This is a genomic window from Deinococcus radiodurans R1 = ATCC 13939 = DSM 20539, assembly GCF_000008565.1.
Lineage (GTDB): Bacteria > Deinococcota > Deinococci > Deinococcales > Deinococcaceae > Deinococcus > Deinococcus radiodurans.
Genome location: NC_001263.1, coordinates 970,594 through 984,663 on the forward strand (window position 1 = coordinate 970,594; position 14,070 = coordinate 984,663).

The 14,070-nt window shown below is 68.0% G+C and carries 9 protein-coding genes; 4 read left to right on the forward strand and 5 right to left on the reverse strand.

Annotated features, from left to right (window positions below; all coding sequences use genetic code 11):
- Positions 1-13: 13 nt before the first annotated feature.
- Both DR_RS04950 and DR_RS04955 read right to left on the reverse strand, forming a co-directional pair.
- On the reverse strand, positions 14-1,012 hold the full coding sequence (locus DR_RS04950; RefSeq protein ID WP_010887603.1) for an ABC transporter permease: 999 nt from the start codon (positions 1,010-1,012) through the stop codon (positions 14-16).
- Positions 1,013-1,016: 4 nt separating this feature from the next.
- Complete coding sequence (locus DR_RS04955; protein ID WP_010887604.1) at positions 1,017-2,054, reverse strand: ABC transporter permease; 1,038 nt, start codon at positions 2,052-2,054, stop codon at positions 1,017-1,019.
- Positions 2,055-2,179: 125 nt separating this feature from the next.
- On the opposite strand from DR_RS04955, the gene DR_RS04960 reads away from it, so the two are divergent.
- Positions 2,180-3,370: a WD40 repeat domain-containing protein gene (locus DR_RS04960; RefSeq protein WP_010887605.1), complete on the forward strand. Its 1,191-nt coding sequence runs from the start codon at positions 2,180-2,182 to the stop codon at positions 3,368-3,370.
- A gap of 372 nt (positions 3,371-3,742) precedes the next feature.
- On the opposite strand, the gene DR_RS04965 is transcribed toward DR_RS04960, so the two are convergent.
- Both DR_RS04965 and DR_RS04970 read right to left on the reverse strand, forming a co-directional pair.
- Positions 3,743-4,504 (reverse strand): RluA family pseudouridine synthase, encoded by a 762-nt coding sequence (locus DR_RS04965; protein WP_227086010.1) that lies wholly within the window; start codon positions 4,502-4,504, stop codon positions 3,743-3,745.
- Complete coding sequence (locus DR_RS04970; RefSeq protein ID WP_027479672.1) at positions 4,504-5,097, reverse strand: NADPH-dependent FMN reductase; 594 nt, start codon at positions 5,095-5,097, stop codon at positions 4,504-4,506. The genes DR_RS04965 and DR_RS04970 overlap by 1 nt, the downstream gene beginning before the upstream one ends.
- 454 nt (positions 5,098-5,551) lie before the next feature.
- Here DR_RS04970 and argC point away from each other — a divergent pair, with 454 nt between their 5' ends.
- Both argC and DR_RS04980 read left to right on the forward strand, forming a co-directional pair.
- Positions 5,552-6,598, forward strand: a complete 1,047-nt coding sequence (argC, locus tag DR_RS04975; protein WP_010887608.1) for an N-acetyl-gamma-glutamyl-phosphate reductase — start codon at positions 5,552-5,554, stop codon at positions 6,596-6,598.
- Positions 6,599-6,664: 66 nt separating this feature from the next.
- Complete coding sequence (locus DR_RS04980) at positions 6,665-8,194, forward strand: S10 family peptidase (protein WP_197480502.1); 1,530 nt, start codon at positions 6,665-6,667, stop codon at positions 8,192-8,194.
- Positions 8,195-8,332: 138 nt separating this feature from the next.
- On the opposite strand, the gene DR_RS04985 is transcribed toward DR_RS04980, so the two are convergent.
- Positions 8,333-9,922, reverse strand: coding sequence for a GMC family oxidoreductase (locus tag DR_RS04985; RefSeq protein WP_010887610.1), 1,590 nt, complete (start codon positions 9,920-9,922; stop codon positions 8,333-8,335).
- Positions 9,923-10,261: 339 nt separating this feature from the next.
- Here DR_RS04985 and metH point away from each other — a divergent pair, with 339 nt between their 5' ends.
- Positions 10,262-14,038: a methionine synthase gene (metH, locus tag DR_RS04990; protein WP_010887611.1), complete on the forward strand. Its 3,777-nt coding sequence runs from the start codon at positions 10,262-10,264 to the stop codon at positions 14,036-14,038.
- Positions 14,039-14,070: the final 32 nt, after the last annotated feature.

Genomic DNA, 14,070 nt, shown 5'->3' on the forward strand with positions numbered 1-14,070 from the left:
TTCGTTGCTGCTGTTACTGCGTGCTGCGGGGGTCGAGCACGTCGCGCAGGCCGTCGCCGAGCAGGTTGAAACCGAGCACCGTCAGGAAGATGGCGAGGCCGGGGAAAATCATGGTCCAGGGCGCGTCCACGTAGTACTGGCGCGAGTCCGAAATCATGGTGCCCCACTCAGGCAGCGGGGGCTGCGCCCCGATGCCGAGGAAGCCGAGCGCGGCGACTTCGATGGTGGCGGTGGCGATGCTCAGGGCGCCCTGCACGATGAGCGGCGAGAGCGAGTTGGGCAGCACATGCTTGAACACCATTCGCCACTGGCTCGCGCCGAGCGCTCCCGCCGCCTGCACGAACTCGCGCTCGCGGATGCTCAGGACCACCGAGCGCGCCAGTCGCATATACACCGGAATCTGCACCAGCGACACCGCGAGCATGGCGGTCACGAGCTGCGGGCTGTTCAGCGCAAAGAGCCGGTCGAGCCCTTTGATGAGCAGCGGCGGGTGGTCCGAGCTGAAGATGGTGGCAAAGCCGATGGCGAGCAGGATGCTGGGGAAGGCGAGCAGCACGTCGGTGAGGTAGCCCATCACCGAGTCGAACCAGCCGCCGAAAAAGCCCGCCATCACGCCGAGCAGCGTGCCGATGACCAGCGCGAGCAGCGTGCTGACCACCCCGACCTTGAGGCTGATGCGGGTGCCGTGCAGCACGCGGGCGTAGATGTCGCGGCCCAGGTTGTCGGTGCCGAAGGGCGCGGCCCACAGGTTGACCTTGCCGGTGGCCGGGTCGGTGTAGGTTTCTTTTGCCCCCGCGTCCCACAGCGCGGTGATGCTCGGCGGCTTGAGGTTGAGGCGGTAGTTGCGGTCGGTGGTGGGGTCATAGGGCCGCAGGACCGGCGCGAGCAGCGCGAGCAGTACGAACAGCGCCACGATGATGGCCCCGACTTTGCCGGGCGTGCTGCGGCGAAAGCGTCGCCAGAAGATGCTCTGGCCCCGGCGCGGGGGGGTGGAAGTCACGGTTGCGGTCATGGGTTCACCTGTACTGAATGCGCGGGTCGAGCGCCGCGTAGCTGAGGTCGACGAGCAGGTTGACCAGACTGATCACCAGCGCGATAAAAATCACGCCGCCCTGAATCACGAAAAAGTCGCGGGCGCTGATGGCGTCGTAGAGCCACGAGCCCACGCCGTTCCACGAGAAAATCGTTTCGGTGAGCACCGCGCCGCCGAGCAGCCCGCCGATTTGCAGGCCGATGACCGTCACGATGGGCAGCAGCGCGTTTCTGAGGGCGTGCTTGAGCGTGATGTTGCGGGCGCTCAGGCCCTTGGCACGGGCGGTGCGGACATAATCCTGCCCCAGCACGTCGAGCAGGCTCGAGCGCGTGATGCGGGCGATGATGGCGAGCGGAATGGTGCCCAGCGCGATTGCCGGCAGCACGAGGTGTTTGGCGGCGTCCCAGGCGGCGGCAGGCTGACCGCGCAGCAGGCCGTCGAGCACGTTCATGCCGGTGATTGATTGCAGATCGAACTCGGTGCCCAGGCGCGCACTCGGCGGCAGCCAGCCGAGCTTGACCCCGAAAAAGTACGAGAGCAGCAGCCCCAGCCAGAACACCGGCATACTCACCCCGATCAGGCTGATGGTGGTGGCGAGGTTGTCCCAGAGGCTGTTGCGCCGCAGCGCCGCGATAATGCCGGCAGGCAGGCCCACGAGCAGCGCGAAAATCAGCGCGGCGAAGGCGAGTTCCACCGTGGCGGGAAAGCGCGTCTTGAGGTCTTCCTTGACCGGAATCTGGGTGATGATGCTCTTGTCGAGGTCGCCGCGCAGCAGCCCGGCCATGTACTCGGGGTACTGCGCGTTGAGCGCCCCGCCCTCGCCGCCCGCGTTGAAGAACCAGGGCCGGTCAAACCCGCGGTCATGGTTGCACGCGGCGATGGATTCGGGGGTGCCGCGCTCGCCCAGAATGGCGGTGCAGGGGCCACCCGGAATCAGGCGCACGAAGGTAAACACCAGCAGGCTGATGCCCAGCATGACGAGCAGCGTGCGCAACAGGCGGCGAATCAGATAACTGCCCAAGGGGCACCTCCAGGGGGGCCGAAGCGGTTCTTACCCCGACATTGCAGTTTGTGCATATGCTCCGCAGTTTAAAGCGCTGGGGGGGCGGATGCGCCGGCGCGTTCTAGGGCGTACTTTGTAAGCGTATGCCAGTTTCCCAGTCGCTGTGTCAGTCGCCGTGTCAGTGGCCCGCCTGTTCGCCTTCCGCCGCCTCGCCTTTTCGCCTGCCGCGCCTGGCGCTCGGGATGCTGGCGCTCCTGGCCGGCAGCGCGGGCTGGCCTGGTGCTGCGGCCCAGAGTGCGCCCGCCGTCCGCACCCTGCCTTCGGCCCGCTCGGTGCCGGCGCTGCCGGTCAATGCGCTGCCGGCAGCGGCCCCGGCGCCATCGGGCCTGCCCGCGTCGCTGCTGTCCTCGCTGTCGTCGCTCAACCTGATTCCCATCGGCTCGGAGCGGCTGGAAGTGCTGGGCGTGGCCCCTGACGCGCTCGCCGGAACGCCGGGGAACCCCCAGGGGGCGCTTCTGGCGGTGCGCGGGGTGGGCGGGAACGCTGTGGAGCTCTACGACGCTGCCAGCGGCCAACTGCGCCGCACGGTGCGCCTGCCCCCGGAAGTGCTGCTGAACGTGGCCCCGGCCATCAGCCCCGACGGGCGCTGGCTGGCGGTGGCGATTCAGACCGAGGCGGCGACGGGCGAAGGGCGGCTCGGCCTGCTGTCCACCACCGACCCGGTGTACCGCTTTTTCCTGAAATCCGCCGGGCTGAGCGGCACGAGCGCCCTCGCCTTCAGCCCCGATGGCACCCGGCTGGCGGTGGGCAACCGCAACGGCTACGCGCAACTGTGGAACCTCGACACCCGCGAGCGCCTGAGCACCGTCAAGGGCAAGGGGGTGCCGCTCAACCTCGCGTTTAGCCCCGACGGCAAGCTGTTCCTCCCCCACTTCCTGGGCCAGAAGAGTGCCACCCTCATCAGCGCCAGCACCGGGCAGCCGCTGGGCGCACTGGTGGATGGCTCGGGTGAGCTGGCGGTGCCGGGCCTGCTCGTTGGTGCCGGGGGCCGCGCCCTGGCCTTGCCATCGGGGACGCCGACGCCGCTGCCGGCGTATCTGGCGGGTGGCGCGGTCCTCGCCGGGTTCGACCGCCAGCGGACGCGGGTGCTGGTGCAGTTGCCGGTCGGGCCCGAGTGGCTGGTGCTGGAGCTGCGTGACGTGCTCACGGGCGCTCCGCTGGGGCAATGGGTGTTGCCCGCCGCCTTTGCGAACGCGCCGAGGTTGTTGCCGAGTGGGCAGCATGCGCTGATTGGGGATGGGACGGGGGGGCTGCGGCTTTTGACGCTGAAGTGATGGGGTTGATGGGTTGGGCTTTGGCTTCAGCTTTGAGCCCCAACCCCAAACCCCTATCCCCAGCGGGGACAGGGGCTTTAACGCTGGCGCTGTGCAAATGGCGGTGATGGCGCTTGTTTCACGATGTTCCACAGTTGCGTGGGCGGTCTGGACGGCTGGATTTTCCAAGTCGTGTCAGGCCCGTGCGCCTTCAGCGCCCGACGGCCCTGGCGTTCTGCGTTTTTCTGTTTGGTGTGGGGCAGCAAAAAGAAGGCTAGAGCAGAAGCGCGTTTCTGACCCTCGCCCCTTGCGGGAGAGGGCCTTTGCTTTAGCAAAGGGGTGACTCGAAGAGCTGCTTGCAGAGGGGGCGTCCAGACCAACCTCCCCGAAACCTCACCCCCCCAACCCCTCCCAGTACGCCACCAAATCCGGCGCGAGGGGCACTTCCACCGCCATCTGCGCCCCAGCCCAGGGAAAGGCGATACGGGCGGCGTGCAGCGCYTGACGCGGCAGCCCCAGCCGGGCGGTCAGTTCGGGGGTCTGGCCCTGCTCCATGAAGTCCAGAAAGACCTGCGGGTCGCGCCCGTAAATCTTGTCGCCGACCATCGGCAGCCCGAGATGCGCGAGGTGGGCCCGAATCTGGTGCAGCCGCCCCGAGCGCGGGTAACACTCGATGAGCGCGTGCCCGGCGCGGCGGCCCACCACCCGGAAATCGGTGACGGCGGGCTTACCGTCCGGCACGACGGCCTGCCGAATCTGGATTTTGTTGGCCCCGCCGAGGCCGAGGTCGCCGAGCGGCGCGTCGAGCGTCCGGCGGTCCCACTCCGGCTCGCCGTGCACGATGGCGAGGTAGGTTTTGCCAACGAGATGCGTCTTGAACAGGGTGAAAAAGGTGCGGGCGGCGTCGCTGTCGCGCGTGAGCAGTTGCGCCCCGCTCGTTTCGCGGTCGAGGCGGTGCGGCGGCGCAAGGTCCGTTTCGCCCGTTTCCGCCTGCATGAAGGTCAGCAGGTCCGGCACGTCCACCCGCGCCCGCACCGGGTGGGTCAGCCACAGCGCGGGCTTGTGGACCACGTAGAAATCGGGGTGCTCCACGATGATGCGCGGCTTCTCGGTGGGCGGCAGCAGGGGCGCGCGGGTGGTCACAGCTCCCATCATCACAGCTCCCACACGCTCCGGTAGTCACGGCCCTTGAGTCGCCCGGCGAGGTCCACGCCGCGCTCCACCGTGCGTGTCAGCCGCTCCCGCAGCCACTCGCCCGGCACTTCCGGCGCGTCCCAGTGGGCCGAGGTCGCGTAGACGAAATGCGGGTTCACCACGCACTTGAAATCCACCATCAGCCCAAAGGCGAGCGCTCCGTGGCTGAGGTAGCCCTCCGGCAGTCCGCCCGAAATCAAGAAGGTCACCGGCTGGTCGAACCACGCACCGTACAGCCCGCGCTCGGCGTCGGAACTGCCCGTGAGTTCAATCAGCGCCTTCGTGCCCGACCCCAGCCCCCAGTTGTAGACCGGCGCCGCCAGAAAAATGCCGTCGGCCCCAGCAATCGCGTCGTAGTACGTCCCCGCGTTGGGGTGCTCGTAGCAGCCGCCCGGCCCCTGCACGTTGTCGAACGGCCCCAGCGGCGTCTCCCGCAGGTCGAGGTGCGTCACGCGGTGCCCGGCCTCCCGCAACTGCCGCGCGGTCAGCGCTGCCAGCCACGCCGAGCGACTCTCCGGGTCGAGGCTGGTCGAAAGAACGGTGAGCGAAAGCATGAGGGGGAGTGTAGAGGGTGGGGGAGGAGGTGCGGTTGAAAGCGACCCCTCACCCCTTGCCTGCGGCAAGGCCCTCTGCTTCGCAGCTCTTCGAGTCTCCTCTTGGTAGAGGGTCAAAAGATGCTTTGGCTATGGCTCTTACTTACGTTGCCTACCCGAAAAATCGTGAAACGCAGAACGCCAGGGCCGTCGGGCGCTGAAGGCGCACGGGCCTCGCGTCCGCAGAAATCACCAGCGTCCAGACCACCCCGTGCACCTGAGAAATGCCGCCGACCAAGCGCCATCACTGCCATTTGCCCAGTGCCAACGTCAACTCCCCTTGCCCCTCTGGGGTAAGGGGCTGGGGGATGGGGCAAAAAGCTCAAGCCTGGGCTTCAATGCCATACACAGCTCCCGCCCACGCTCCCTAGACCCACCCCCCCACCAACCCCCGCCACCCACTACACTCCTCCCCATGAGCACCGAGAAAAAGACCGTCGCCATCGTGGGCGGCAGCGGCTACGCGGGCGGCGAATTCCTGCGCCTCGCCCTGGGCCACCCCCACCTCGAAGTGACGCAGGTGACCAGCGAACGCAGCGCCAAACTCCCCGTGAGCATGGTGCACCCCAACCTGCGTGGGGCGACCAACCTCAAGTTCCGCAAGGCCGCCGAACTCGAAGAGGCCGACATCATCGTGCTGGCGCTGCCGCACAACTCGGCGGCGAAGCGGATTACCGAATTCGAGGCGAAGGGGAAGGTCATCGTGGACCTCTCCGCCGACTTTCGCCTGAAAGATCCCGAGGTCTACGAGCGCTTCTACGGCGAGCCGCACCCAGCCCCCGAGCAGCTCGGGCAGTGGGTCTACGGCAACCCCGAACTTCACCGCGAGGACCTGCGGGGTGCCACCCGCATCGCCTGCGCGGGCTGCTTTGCCACGTCGGTGATTCTGGCGCTCTACCCGCTGCTGAGGCTCGGAGCGCTCGCCCCCAAGGACATCATCGCCACCGGGCTGGTCGGCTCAAGCGCGGCGGGCGCGAGTGCCTCCGAATCGTCGCACCACCCCGAGCGGGCGGGCAGCTTACGCGTCTACAAGCCCGTCGGCCACCGCCACACCGCCGAGGCGCAGCAGGAGCTTCCCGGCAAGTTTCCGCTGCACCTCACCGCCATTTCCACCCCCCGCGTGCGCGGCATCCTGACCACCATTCAGGCGTGGGTGCCCGACGGCTGGTCCGACAAGGACGTGTGGAGCGCCTACCGCGAGGTCTACGGCCAGGAGCCGTTTATCCGCATCGTCAAGGTCGCCAAGGGCATTCACCGTTACCCCGACCCCATGCTGCTCGACGGCACCAACTTCTGCGACATCGGCTTCGAGATGGACGTGGACACCGGGCGCGTGGTGCTGATGTCGGCCATCGACAACCTCGTCAAGGGCACGGCGGGGCACGCCATTCAGTCGCTCAATGTCGCGCAGGGCTGGGACGAACGCGCCGGGCTGGGCTTCCTGGGGCTGCACCCGACCTGAGCGGGCGCCACTCGCTAAGCCAGGTGGCGTACTCCGCCCGGCGGGCACACGCCCTATCGTGAAGGGGTGAGCGACAATTCAGAGCCGCCCCGTGTGGACGCCCAGGTGGACGTTCAGGTTCCTTTTCCGCGTGACCCGCAGCCCGGCGACGACCGCAAGCCGCGTGACCGGGTGACCGTGACCCGCCACGCGGTGAGGGTGGGCGGTCAGGAACTGCGCTACACCGTCACGGCGGGCACGCTGGTGCTCGGCGAGGAATCGCTGGACAAGGACGGCAAGTCCGAGGGTTGTAAGCCCCGCGCCGAGATGTTTTTCACTGCCTACGCGCTCGACGGGGCAGAGGGGGAGCCGCGTGACCCCCGGCAGCGCCCGCTGACCTTCAGTTTCAACGGGGGGCCGGGCAGTTCCTCGGTGTGGCTGCACCTCGGGCTGCTCGGGCCGCGCCGGGTGGTGATGGGTGACGCCGGGGCACTGACCGGGCCGCCCTACGCCCTCACCGACAACGAGTACACGCTGCTCACCCACAGCGACCTCGTGTTCATTGACCCCGTAACCACCGGCTATTCCCGCGCCGCCGAGGGCGAAAAGCCCGGCGACTTTCACGGCTTTCAGGCCGACGTGGAATCGGTGGGCGATTTCATTCGCCTGTGGACCAGCCGGGCCGGGCGCTGGCTGAGTCCTAAGTTCCTGATAGGCGAAAGCTACGGCACGCTGCGGGCGGCGGCGCTGAGCGGGTATTTGCAGGAGCGGCACGGCCTGTTTCTGAACGGCGTGATGCTGGTGAGCAGTATTCTGGACTACGCGACGGTGGACACCTCGCCGGGGCACGACCTCGCCTACGTGCTGCACCTGCCCACCTACGCGGCGACGGCCTGGTATCACGGCCTGCTCGGAGAGCGCCCGCTGGCCGACGTGCTGCGCCAGGCCGAGGCCTTTGCCGACGGGGACTATGCTCTGGCCCTGCACCGGGGCCGTCGCCTGAGTGACGAGGAGCGCCAGAGTGTCGCCACTCGCTACGCCGCGCTGACCGGCCTGAGCGCCGACTACGTGCTGCGCTGCGACCTGCGCGTGCCGCTTCACCGCTTCCGCAAGGAACTGCTGCGTGGCCAGGGCCTGACGGTGGGCCGCCTCGACACCCGGTTCATCGGCCTGGACCGCGACCACGCCGGCGAGGACACCGAGTACGACCCCAGCATGAGCGCCATCATGGGGCCGTACACCGCCGCCATGAACCACTATGTCCGCGCCGAGCTGGGCTACGCCAGTGACCTGCCCTACGAGGTGCTGACGGGCCGGGTACGCCCCTGGAGCTTCCGCGAGTTCGAGAACCAGCACGTCCGGGTGTCCGACACGCTGCGCGAAGCCATGCACCAGAACCCGCACCTCAAGGTCTATGTCGGCTCGGGCTACTTCGACGCCGCCACGCCGTATCACGCGACCCGCCACACCTTCGACCACCTGCAACTCGCCCCCAGCCTGCGCGGCAATATCCGCGAAATGTTCTATGAGTCGGGGCACATGATGTACGTGCACCTGCCGAGCCTCGCGCTGCAAAAACAGCATCTGGCCGAGTTTATCGAGTGGGCGAAGGGATAAGACCGTCTGCGATGGAATCCCCCTGGGCTTGGGGGTTCCATCCAAACGGAGTGAGCAGCAGTCCCTACGGGTTTCGGAAAATGGACCCGCAGCCGGTGCCGTCCCGGCTGTGGGGGAAGGGGACGAAAGCCGTAGAAGTCAGACCGGCGCCGCCCGCCCCAGAATCAGGTCGGCGGCCTTTTCCGCCACCATGATGGTCGGGGCGTTCGTGTTGCCGCGCGGAACGGTGGGCATTACGCTCGCGTCGGCAATCCACAGGCCGTCCACGCCGCGCACCCGCAGGTCGTCGCCCACCACCGCGAAGTCGTCGTGGCCCATGCGGCAGGTGCCGACCGGGTGGTAGATGGTCATGGCGTGCTCGCGCACATGCTCGGTCAGGGCGGCGCGGTCTGTGGCCCCCGCGCCCGGCAGGAACTCGGCCCGGCGGTAAGAGGTGAGCGCCGCCGTATCCGCCACTTCCCGCGCCAGTTCGATGCCGCGCAGCAGCACGTCGAGGTCACGCGAGTCCGAAAGGTAATTCGGCTCGATGAGAGGCCGCGCCAGCGGGTCGGCGCTCGCCAGCCGAATCTGGCCCCGGCTGTGCGGTTGCAGCAGCGTGGGCAGCAGCGTGAAGTGGTGCCCACGCGCCAGCGGCTTGCCAAATTCCAGGAAGAGCGCTGCGCCGTGGTGAAATTGCAGGTCCGGGGCGGCGAGGTCCGGCGAGGTCCGCAGGAAGCCGCCCGTCTCGGCCACGTTGCTCACCAGCAGGCCGCGCCGTTCCTGCTCGTACTCGCTGAGGTGCGGTTCGCGCAGGGGGCTGCGCAGGCCCGGCGTGTCGGTTTCGAACACCACCGGGACAATCAGATGGTCTTGCAGGTTCTGCCCCACACCCGGTAGGTCGCACTGCACCTCCACGCCCGCTGCTCGCAGTTCGTCCGCCGGGCCGATGCCCGAGAGCAGCAGCAGGTGCGGACTCGTCACGGCGCCCGCCGTCAGGATGACGCCGCCTTCCGCGTGCAGTTCGTGTTCCGCGCCCGCTTCGTCGCGGTAGGCGACCCCCACCGCCCGGCCCCCGCGCAGCAGCAGGCGGGTGACGTGGGCGCCGGTCGTGACCTGCAACTCGCCCGGCCCCTCCAGCGCCAGCGCAGGCCGCAGGTAGGCCGCTGCCGTGGAATGGCGCTCGCCGCCCTTCATGGTGACCTGATAGCGCCCGAAGCCTTCTTGCTGCGCCGCGTTGAAGTCGTCGTTGCGTGGATAACCGAGTTCGGCAAAGCCGTCGGTCAGCGCGTCGCAGATGGGGTGGGTGTAGCGGCGATGCTCCACATGCAGCGGGCCGCCCGCGCCGTGAAAGGCGTCGGGGCCGTCCTCGAAGTCCTCGCTGCGTTTGAAGTACGGCAGCACCTCGTCGTAGCTCCAGCCCCGGTTGCCCGCCGCTGCCCAGCCGTCGTAGTCGGCGCGGTGCCCGCGAATGTAGATCATGGCGTTGATGGAGCTGCTGCCGCCCAGCACCTTGCCGCGCGGCCAGAACAGCCGCCGCCCGTTCAGTTCCGCTTGCGGCTCGGTCTGGTACGCCCAGTCCACCTCGCTGCCGAACAGCCGCCCGAACGCCACCGGAATCTGGATGTGGGGGTGGGTGTCGGGGCCGCCCGCTTCGAGCAGGTGCACCCGCCGCCCGGCCTCCCGCAGCCGCGCCGCCGCCGCGCAGCCGCCCGACCCGGCGCCGACGACAATGAATTCTGTGCCGCTCATGCGGCCCGCCCATGCAGATGAAGTTTCAAGGTGCGTCCAGCATAGGTGAGGTGGGGGAGAGGGGAGTGGCGTTTGTTGGACAGGCGGGAGGAGGAGCACTGGGAAAGGCCCGCGAACGCCTAGCCCGCTTGCATTTGCCCCGGTCCCGGCGCGTTATTCTGCCCTCTGTCGCGCCCCCCCGTGCGCGGTCATCCAGAGTCGCCCCAGGGTGTTTCCTGCCCGCCTACGGCGCAGCAACCGGCCTTCATCACGGTCACGGTGCTTTCAGGAAAGGGCCGTTTAGGTGCGCCGACGATGGCGCGAGCGGCCCGATGCCCGCCAGGAGGTGCATTTCCAACCATGAGCCATCACCCAGAAGCGTCGGCTTCCGCCAATCCGTCCATCAACCATCAACCGTCCACCATCACCGAGGCCGCCCGCCAGCGCATCCTGATTCTCGACGGCGCCTGGGGTACGCAGCTTCAGCGAGCCAACCTCACCGAAGCGGACTTCCGCTGGGACGAAGCCGACCCCACGCGGATGTACCGGGGCAACTTCGACCTGCTGCAACTGACCAAGCCTGACGTGATTCGCGCCGTGCACCGCGCCTATTTCGAGGCCGGAGCGGACATCGCCAGCACCAATACCTTCAACTCCACGACCATCTCGCAGGCGGATTACGGCACCGAGGCACTGGCCTACGCCATGAACCGCGAGGGGGCAAGGCTGGCCCGCGAAGTCGCCGACGAGTTCGAGGCGCGCGACGGCAAAAAGCGCTGGGTGGCGGGGAGTGTCGGTCCCACCAACCGCACCGCGACCCTTTCTCCCGACGTGGAGCGGCCCGAGTTCCGCAACGTGACCTACGACGACCTCGTGGCGGCGTACTCGGAGGCCATCACCGGGTTGATGGAAGGTGGCGCGGACCTGCTGCTCATTGAAACGGTGTTTGACACGCTGAACGCCAAAGCCGCGCTGTTTGCCGCGCAGGACGTGTTCGCGGCGCAGGGGCGCGAGCTGCCGGTCATGCTCTCGGGCACCATCACCGACGCCTCGGGCCGCACGCTGAGCGGGCAGACGCCCGAAGCCTTCGCGGTGAGCACCGAGCACGCCGGCCTCTTTTCGCTGGGCCTGAACTGCGCGCTGGGCGCCGACCTGCTGCGGCCCCACCTGCGCGCAATTGCGGCGAACACGGAGGCGCTGGTGTCGGTTCACCCCAACGCGGGCCTCCCCAACGCCTTCGGGGAATACGACGAAACGCCCGAACACACGGCGGCGGTGCTGGCCGACTTCGCCCGCGAGGGGCTGGTCAACATCGTGGGCGGCTGCTGCGGCACCACACCCGAGCACATCAAAGCGATTGCGGAGGCGGTGAAGGACATTCCCCCGCGCCAGGCGCTGCAACTGCCGCCTTACCTGCGCCTCAGCGGCCTCGAAGCCTTCACCCTGACGCCGGAAACCAACTTCGTCAACGTGGGCGAGCGCACCAACGTGACCGGCAGTCCCAAGTTCAGCAAGGCGATTCTGGCCGGCGACTACGACGCAGGGCTCAAGATTGCCCGCCAGCAGGTGACGAACGGCGCGCAAATCGTGGACATCAACTTCGACGAGGGGATGCTCGACGGCGAAGGAGCGATGGTCAAGTTCCTCAACCTGCTCGCCGGGGAGCCGGACATCTCGCGCGTGCCCCTGATGCTCGACTCGTCCAAGTGGGAGATTCTGGAAGCGGGGCTGCGGCGGGTGCAGGGCAAGGCAGTCGTCAACTCCATCTCGCTCAAGGACGGCGAGGCCAGGTTTCTGGAACGCGCCCGGCTGCTGCGGCGCTACGGGGCGGCGGCGGTGGTCATGGCCTTCGACGAACAGGGACAGGCCGACAACCTCGCCCGACGCCGGGAGATTCTGGGCCGCGCGTATAGGCTGCTGACCGAGCAGGCGGACTTTCCGCCGCAGGACATCATTTTCGACCCCAACGTGCTGACCGTTGCCACCGGCATCGAGGAACACGACCGCTACGCGCTGGACTTTATCGAGGCGACGCGCTGGATTAAAGAAAACCTGCCGGCGGCGAAGGTGTCGGGCGGGATTTCCAACGTCTCGTTCAGCTTCCGGGGCAACAACCACGTGCGCGAGGCGATGCACGCGGTGTTTCTGTACCACGCCATCCGCGCCGGGCTGGACATGGGCATCGTGAACGCGGGGATGCTGGCGGTGTACGAGGACATCGAGCCGGAGCTGCGCGAGGCCGTCGAGGACGTCATTCTGGCTCGCCGTCCGGACGCCACCGAGCGTTTGCTGACGCTGGCCGACCGCTACAAGGACATCAAGCGCGAAAGTGCCGCCCAGAGCGCCTGGCGCGACCTGCCGGTGCAGGAACGGCTGCGGCACGCACTGGTGCAGGGCGTCGCCGACCACGTGGATGAGGACGCCGAGGCCGCCTATCAGGAACTCGGCAGCCCGCTGGCCGTCATCGAAGGCCCGCTGATGGACGGCATGAACGTGGTGGGCGACCTCTTCGGCGCGGGGAAAATGTTCCTGCCGCAGGTGGTCAAATCCGCCCGCGTGATGAAAAAGGCAGTGGCCTACCTCACGCCCTATCTGGAAGCGGAGAAGGCGGAAAGCTCCAGCAAGGGCAAGGTACTGCTGGCGACCGTCAAGGGCGATGTGCACGACATCGGCAAGAACATCGTGGGCGTGGTGCTCGCCTGCAACGGCTATCAGGTGACCGACCTCGGCGTGATGGTGCCGGGCGAGAAGATTCTGGACGAAGCCGAGCGGCTCGGTGCCGACGTGATCGGTCTGAGCGGGCTGATTACGCCTTCCTTAGACGAAATGGTGAACGTGGCCCGCGAGATGACGCGCCGGGGCGTGAAAACTCCACTGCTGATCGGCGGCGCGACGACCAGCCGGGCGCACACGGCGGTCAAGATTGACCCGGCCTACGACGGGACGGTAGTGCACGTGCTGGACGCCAGCCGCGCCGTGACCGTGACCAACGACCTGCTGACCGACGAGGCCGCCTACGCTGGGCGCGTGCAGGGCGAGTATGACACCTTGCGCGAGCGCCACGGCGAGCGGCAGGTGCGGCTGATTGCGCTGGCAGAAGCCCGCGCCCGCGCCCCGCAACTGAGTGCCGCCGTGCCCCCCGCGCCGCACGATCTGGGCCGTCAGGTGGTCGAACAGCCCATTGCCGAGCTGCTGCCCTTCATCGACTGGACGCCCTTTTTCATCGCCTGGGAGATGAAGGGCATCTACCCGGGCATCCTGACCGACCCTCTGCGTGGCGAGGAGGCCCGCAAGCTGTTTGCCGACGCGCAGGCGCTGCTGGAGCAGGTTATCGCCGACGGCTCGCTGCGGGCGCGCGGCGTCATCGGGCTGTGGCCCGCGCACGGCGACGACATCGTGCTGGACGATGCGGCGATGGGGCGTGGCGAGACGCTGGATTTCGAGACGCACGAACTCGCCGCCGGGCGCGAGCCGCTGCCGAACATGCCGCGCCTGCACACGCTGCGGCAGCAGCGCGACCAGACCACGCCGAACACTGCGCTGGCTGACTTTGTGGCGGAAGGAGGCGACCACATCGGCGCCTTCGCCACGGCCATCTTCGGCGCCGAGGAGTTGGCGCAGCAGTTCGAGGCGCAGCACGACGACTACAACTCGATTCTGGTCAAGGCGGTGGCCGACCGACTGGCCGAGGCCTTTGCCGAGAAGCTGCACCGCGACGTGCGCGTGCGGCACTGGGGTTACGCCGAGGGCGAGGCGCTCGACAACACCGACCTCATCAAGGAGCGCTATCAGGGCATCCGCCCTGCGCCCGGCTACCCCGCGCAGCCCGACCACACCGAGAAACGCACCCTGTTTGAGCTGCTGGACGCGGAAAGCATCGGCCTGCGCCTCACCGAGTCGTGTGCCATGACCCCGGCGGCGGCGGTGTCGGGGCTGTACTTCGCGCATCCGGAGGCCCGTTATTTCGCAGTGGGCCGCATCGGGCGCGACCAGGTGGAGAACTACGCCGCCCGTAAGGGTTGGACTGTGCAGGAAGCCGAGCGCTGGCTGGGGCCGCTGCTGGCGTACAGCGCCGGGCCGGGGCCAGAAGCAAGCCAGAAAGCCCTCGGCGCAGAGCTGACAGGAGCGCAATCGTGAAGGCCACCCTGCCACTCGGGGGCGGCGTTGCC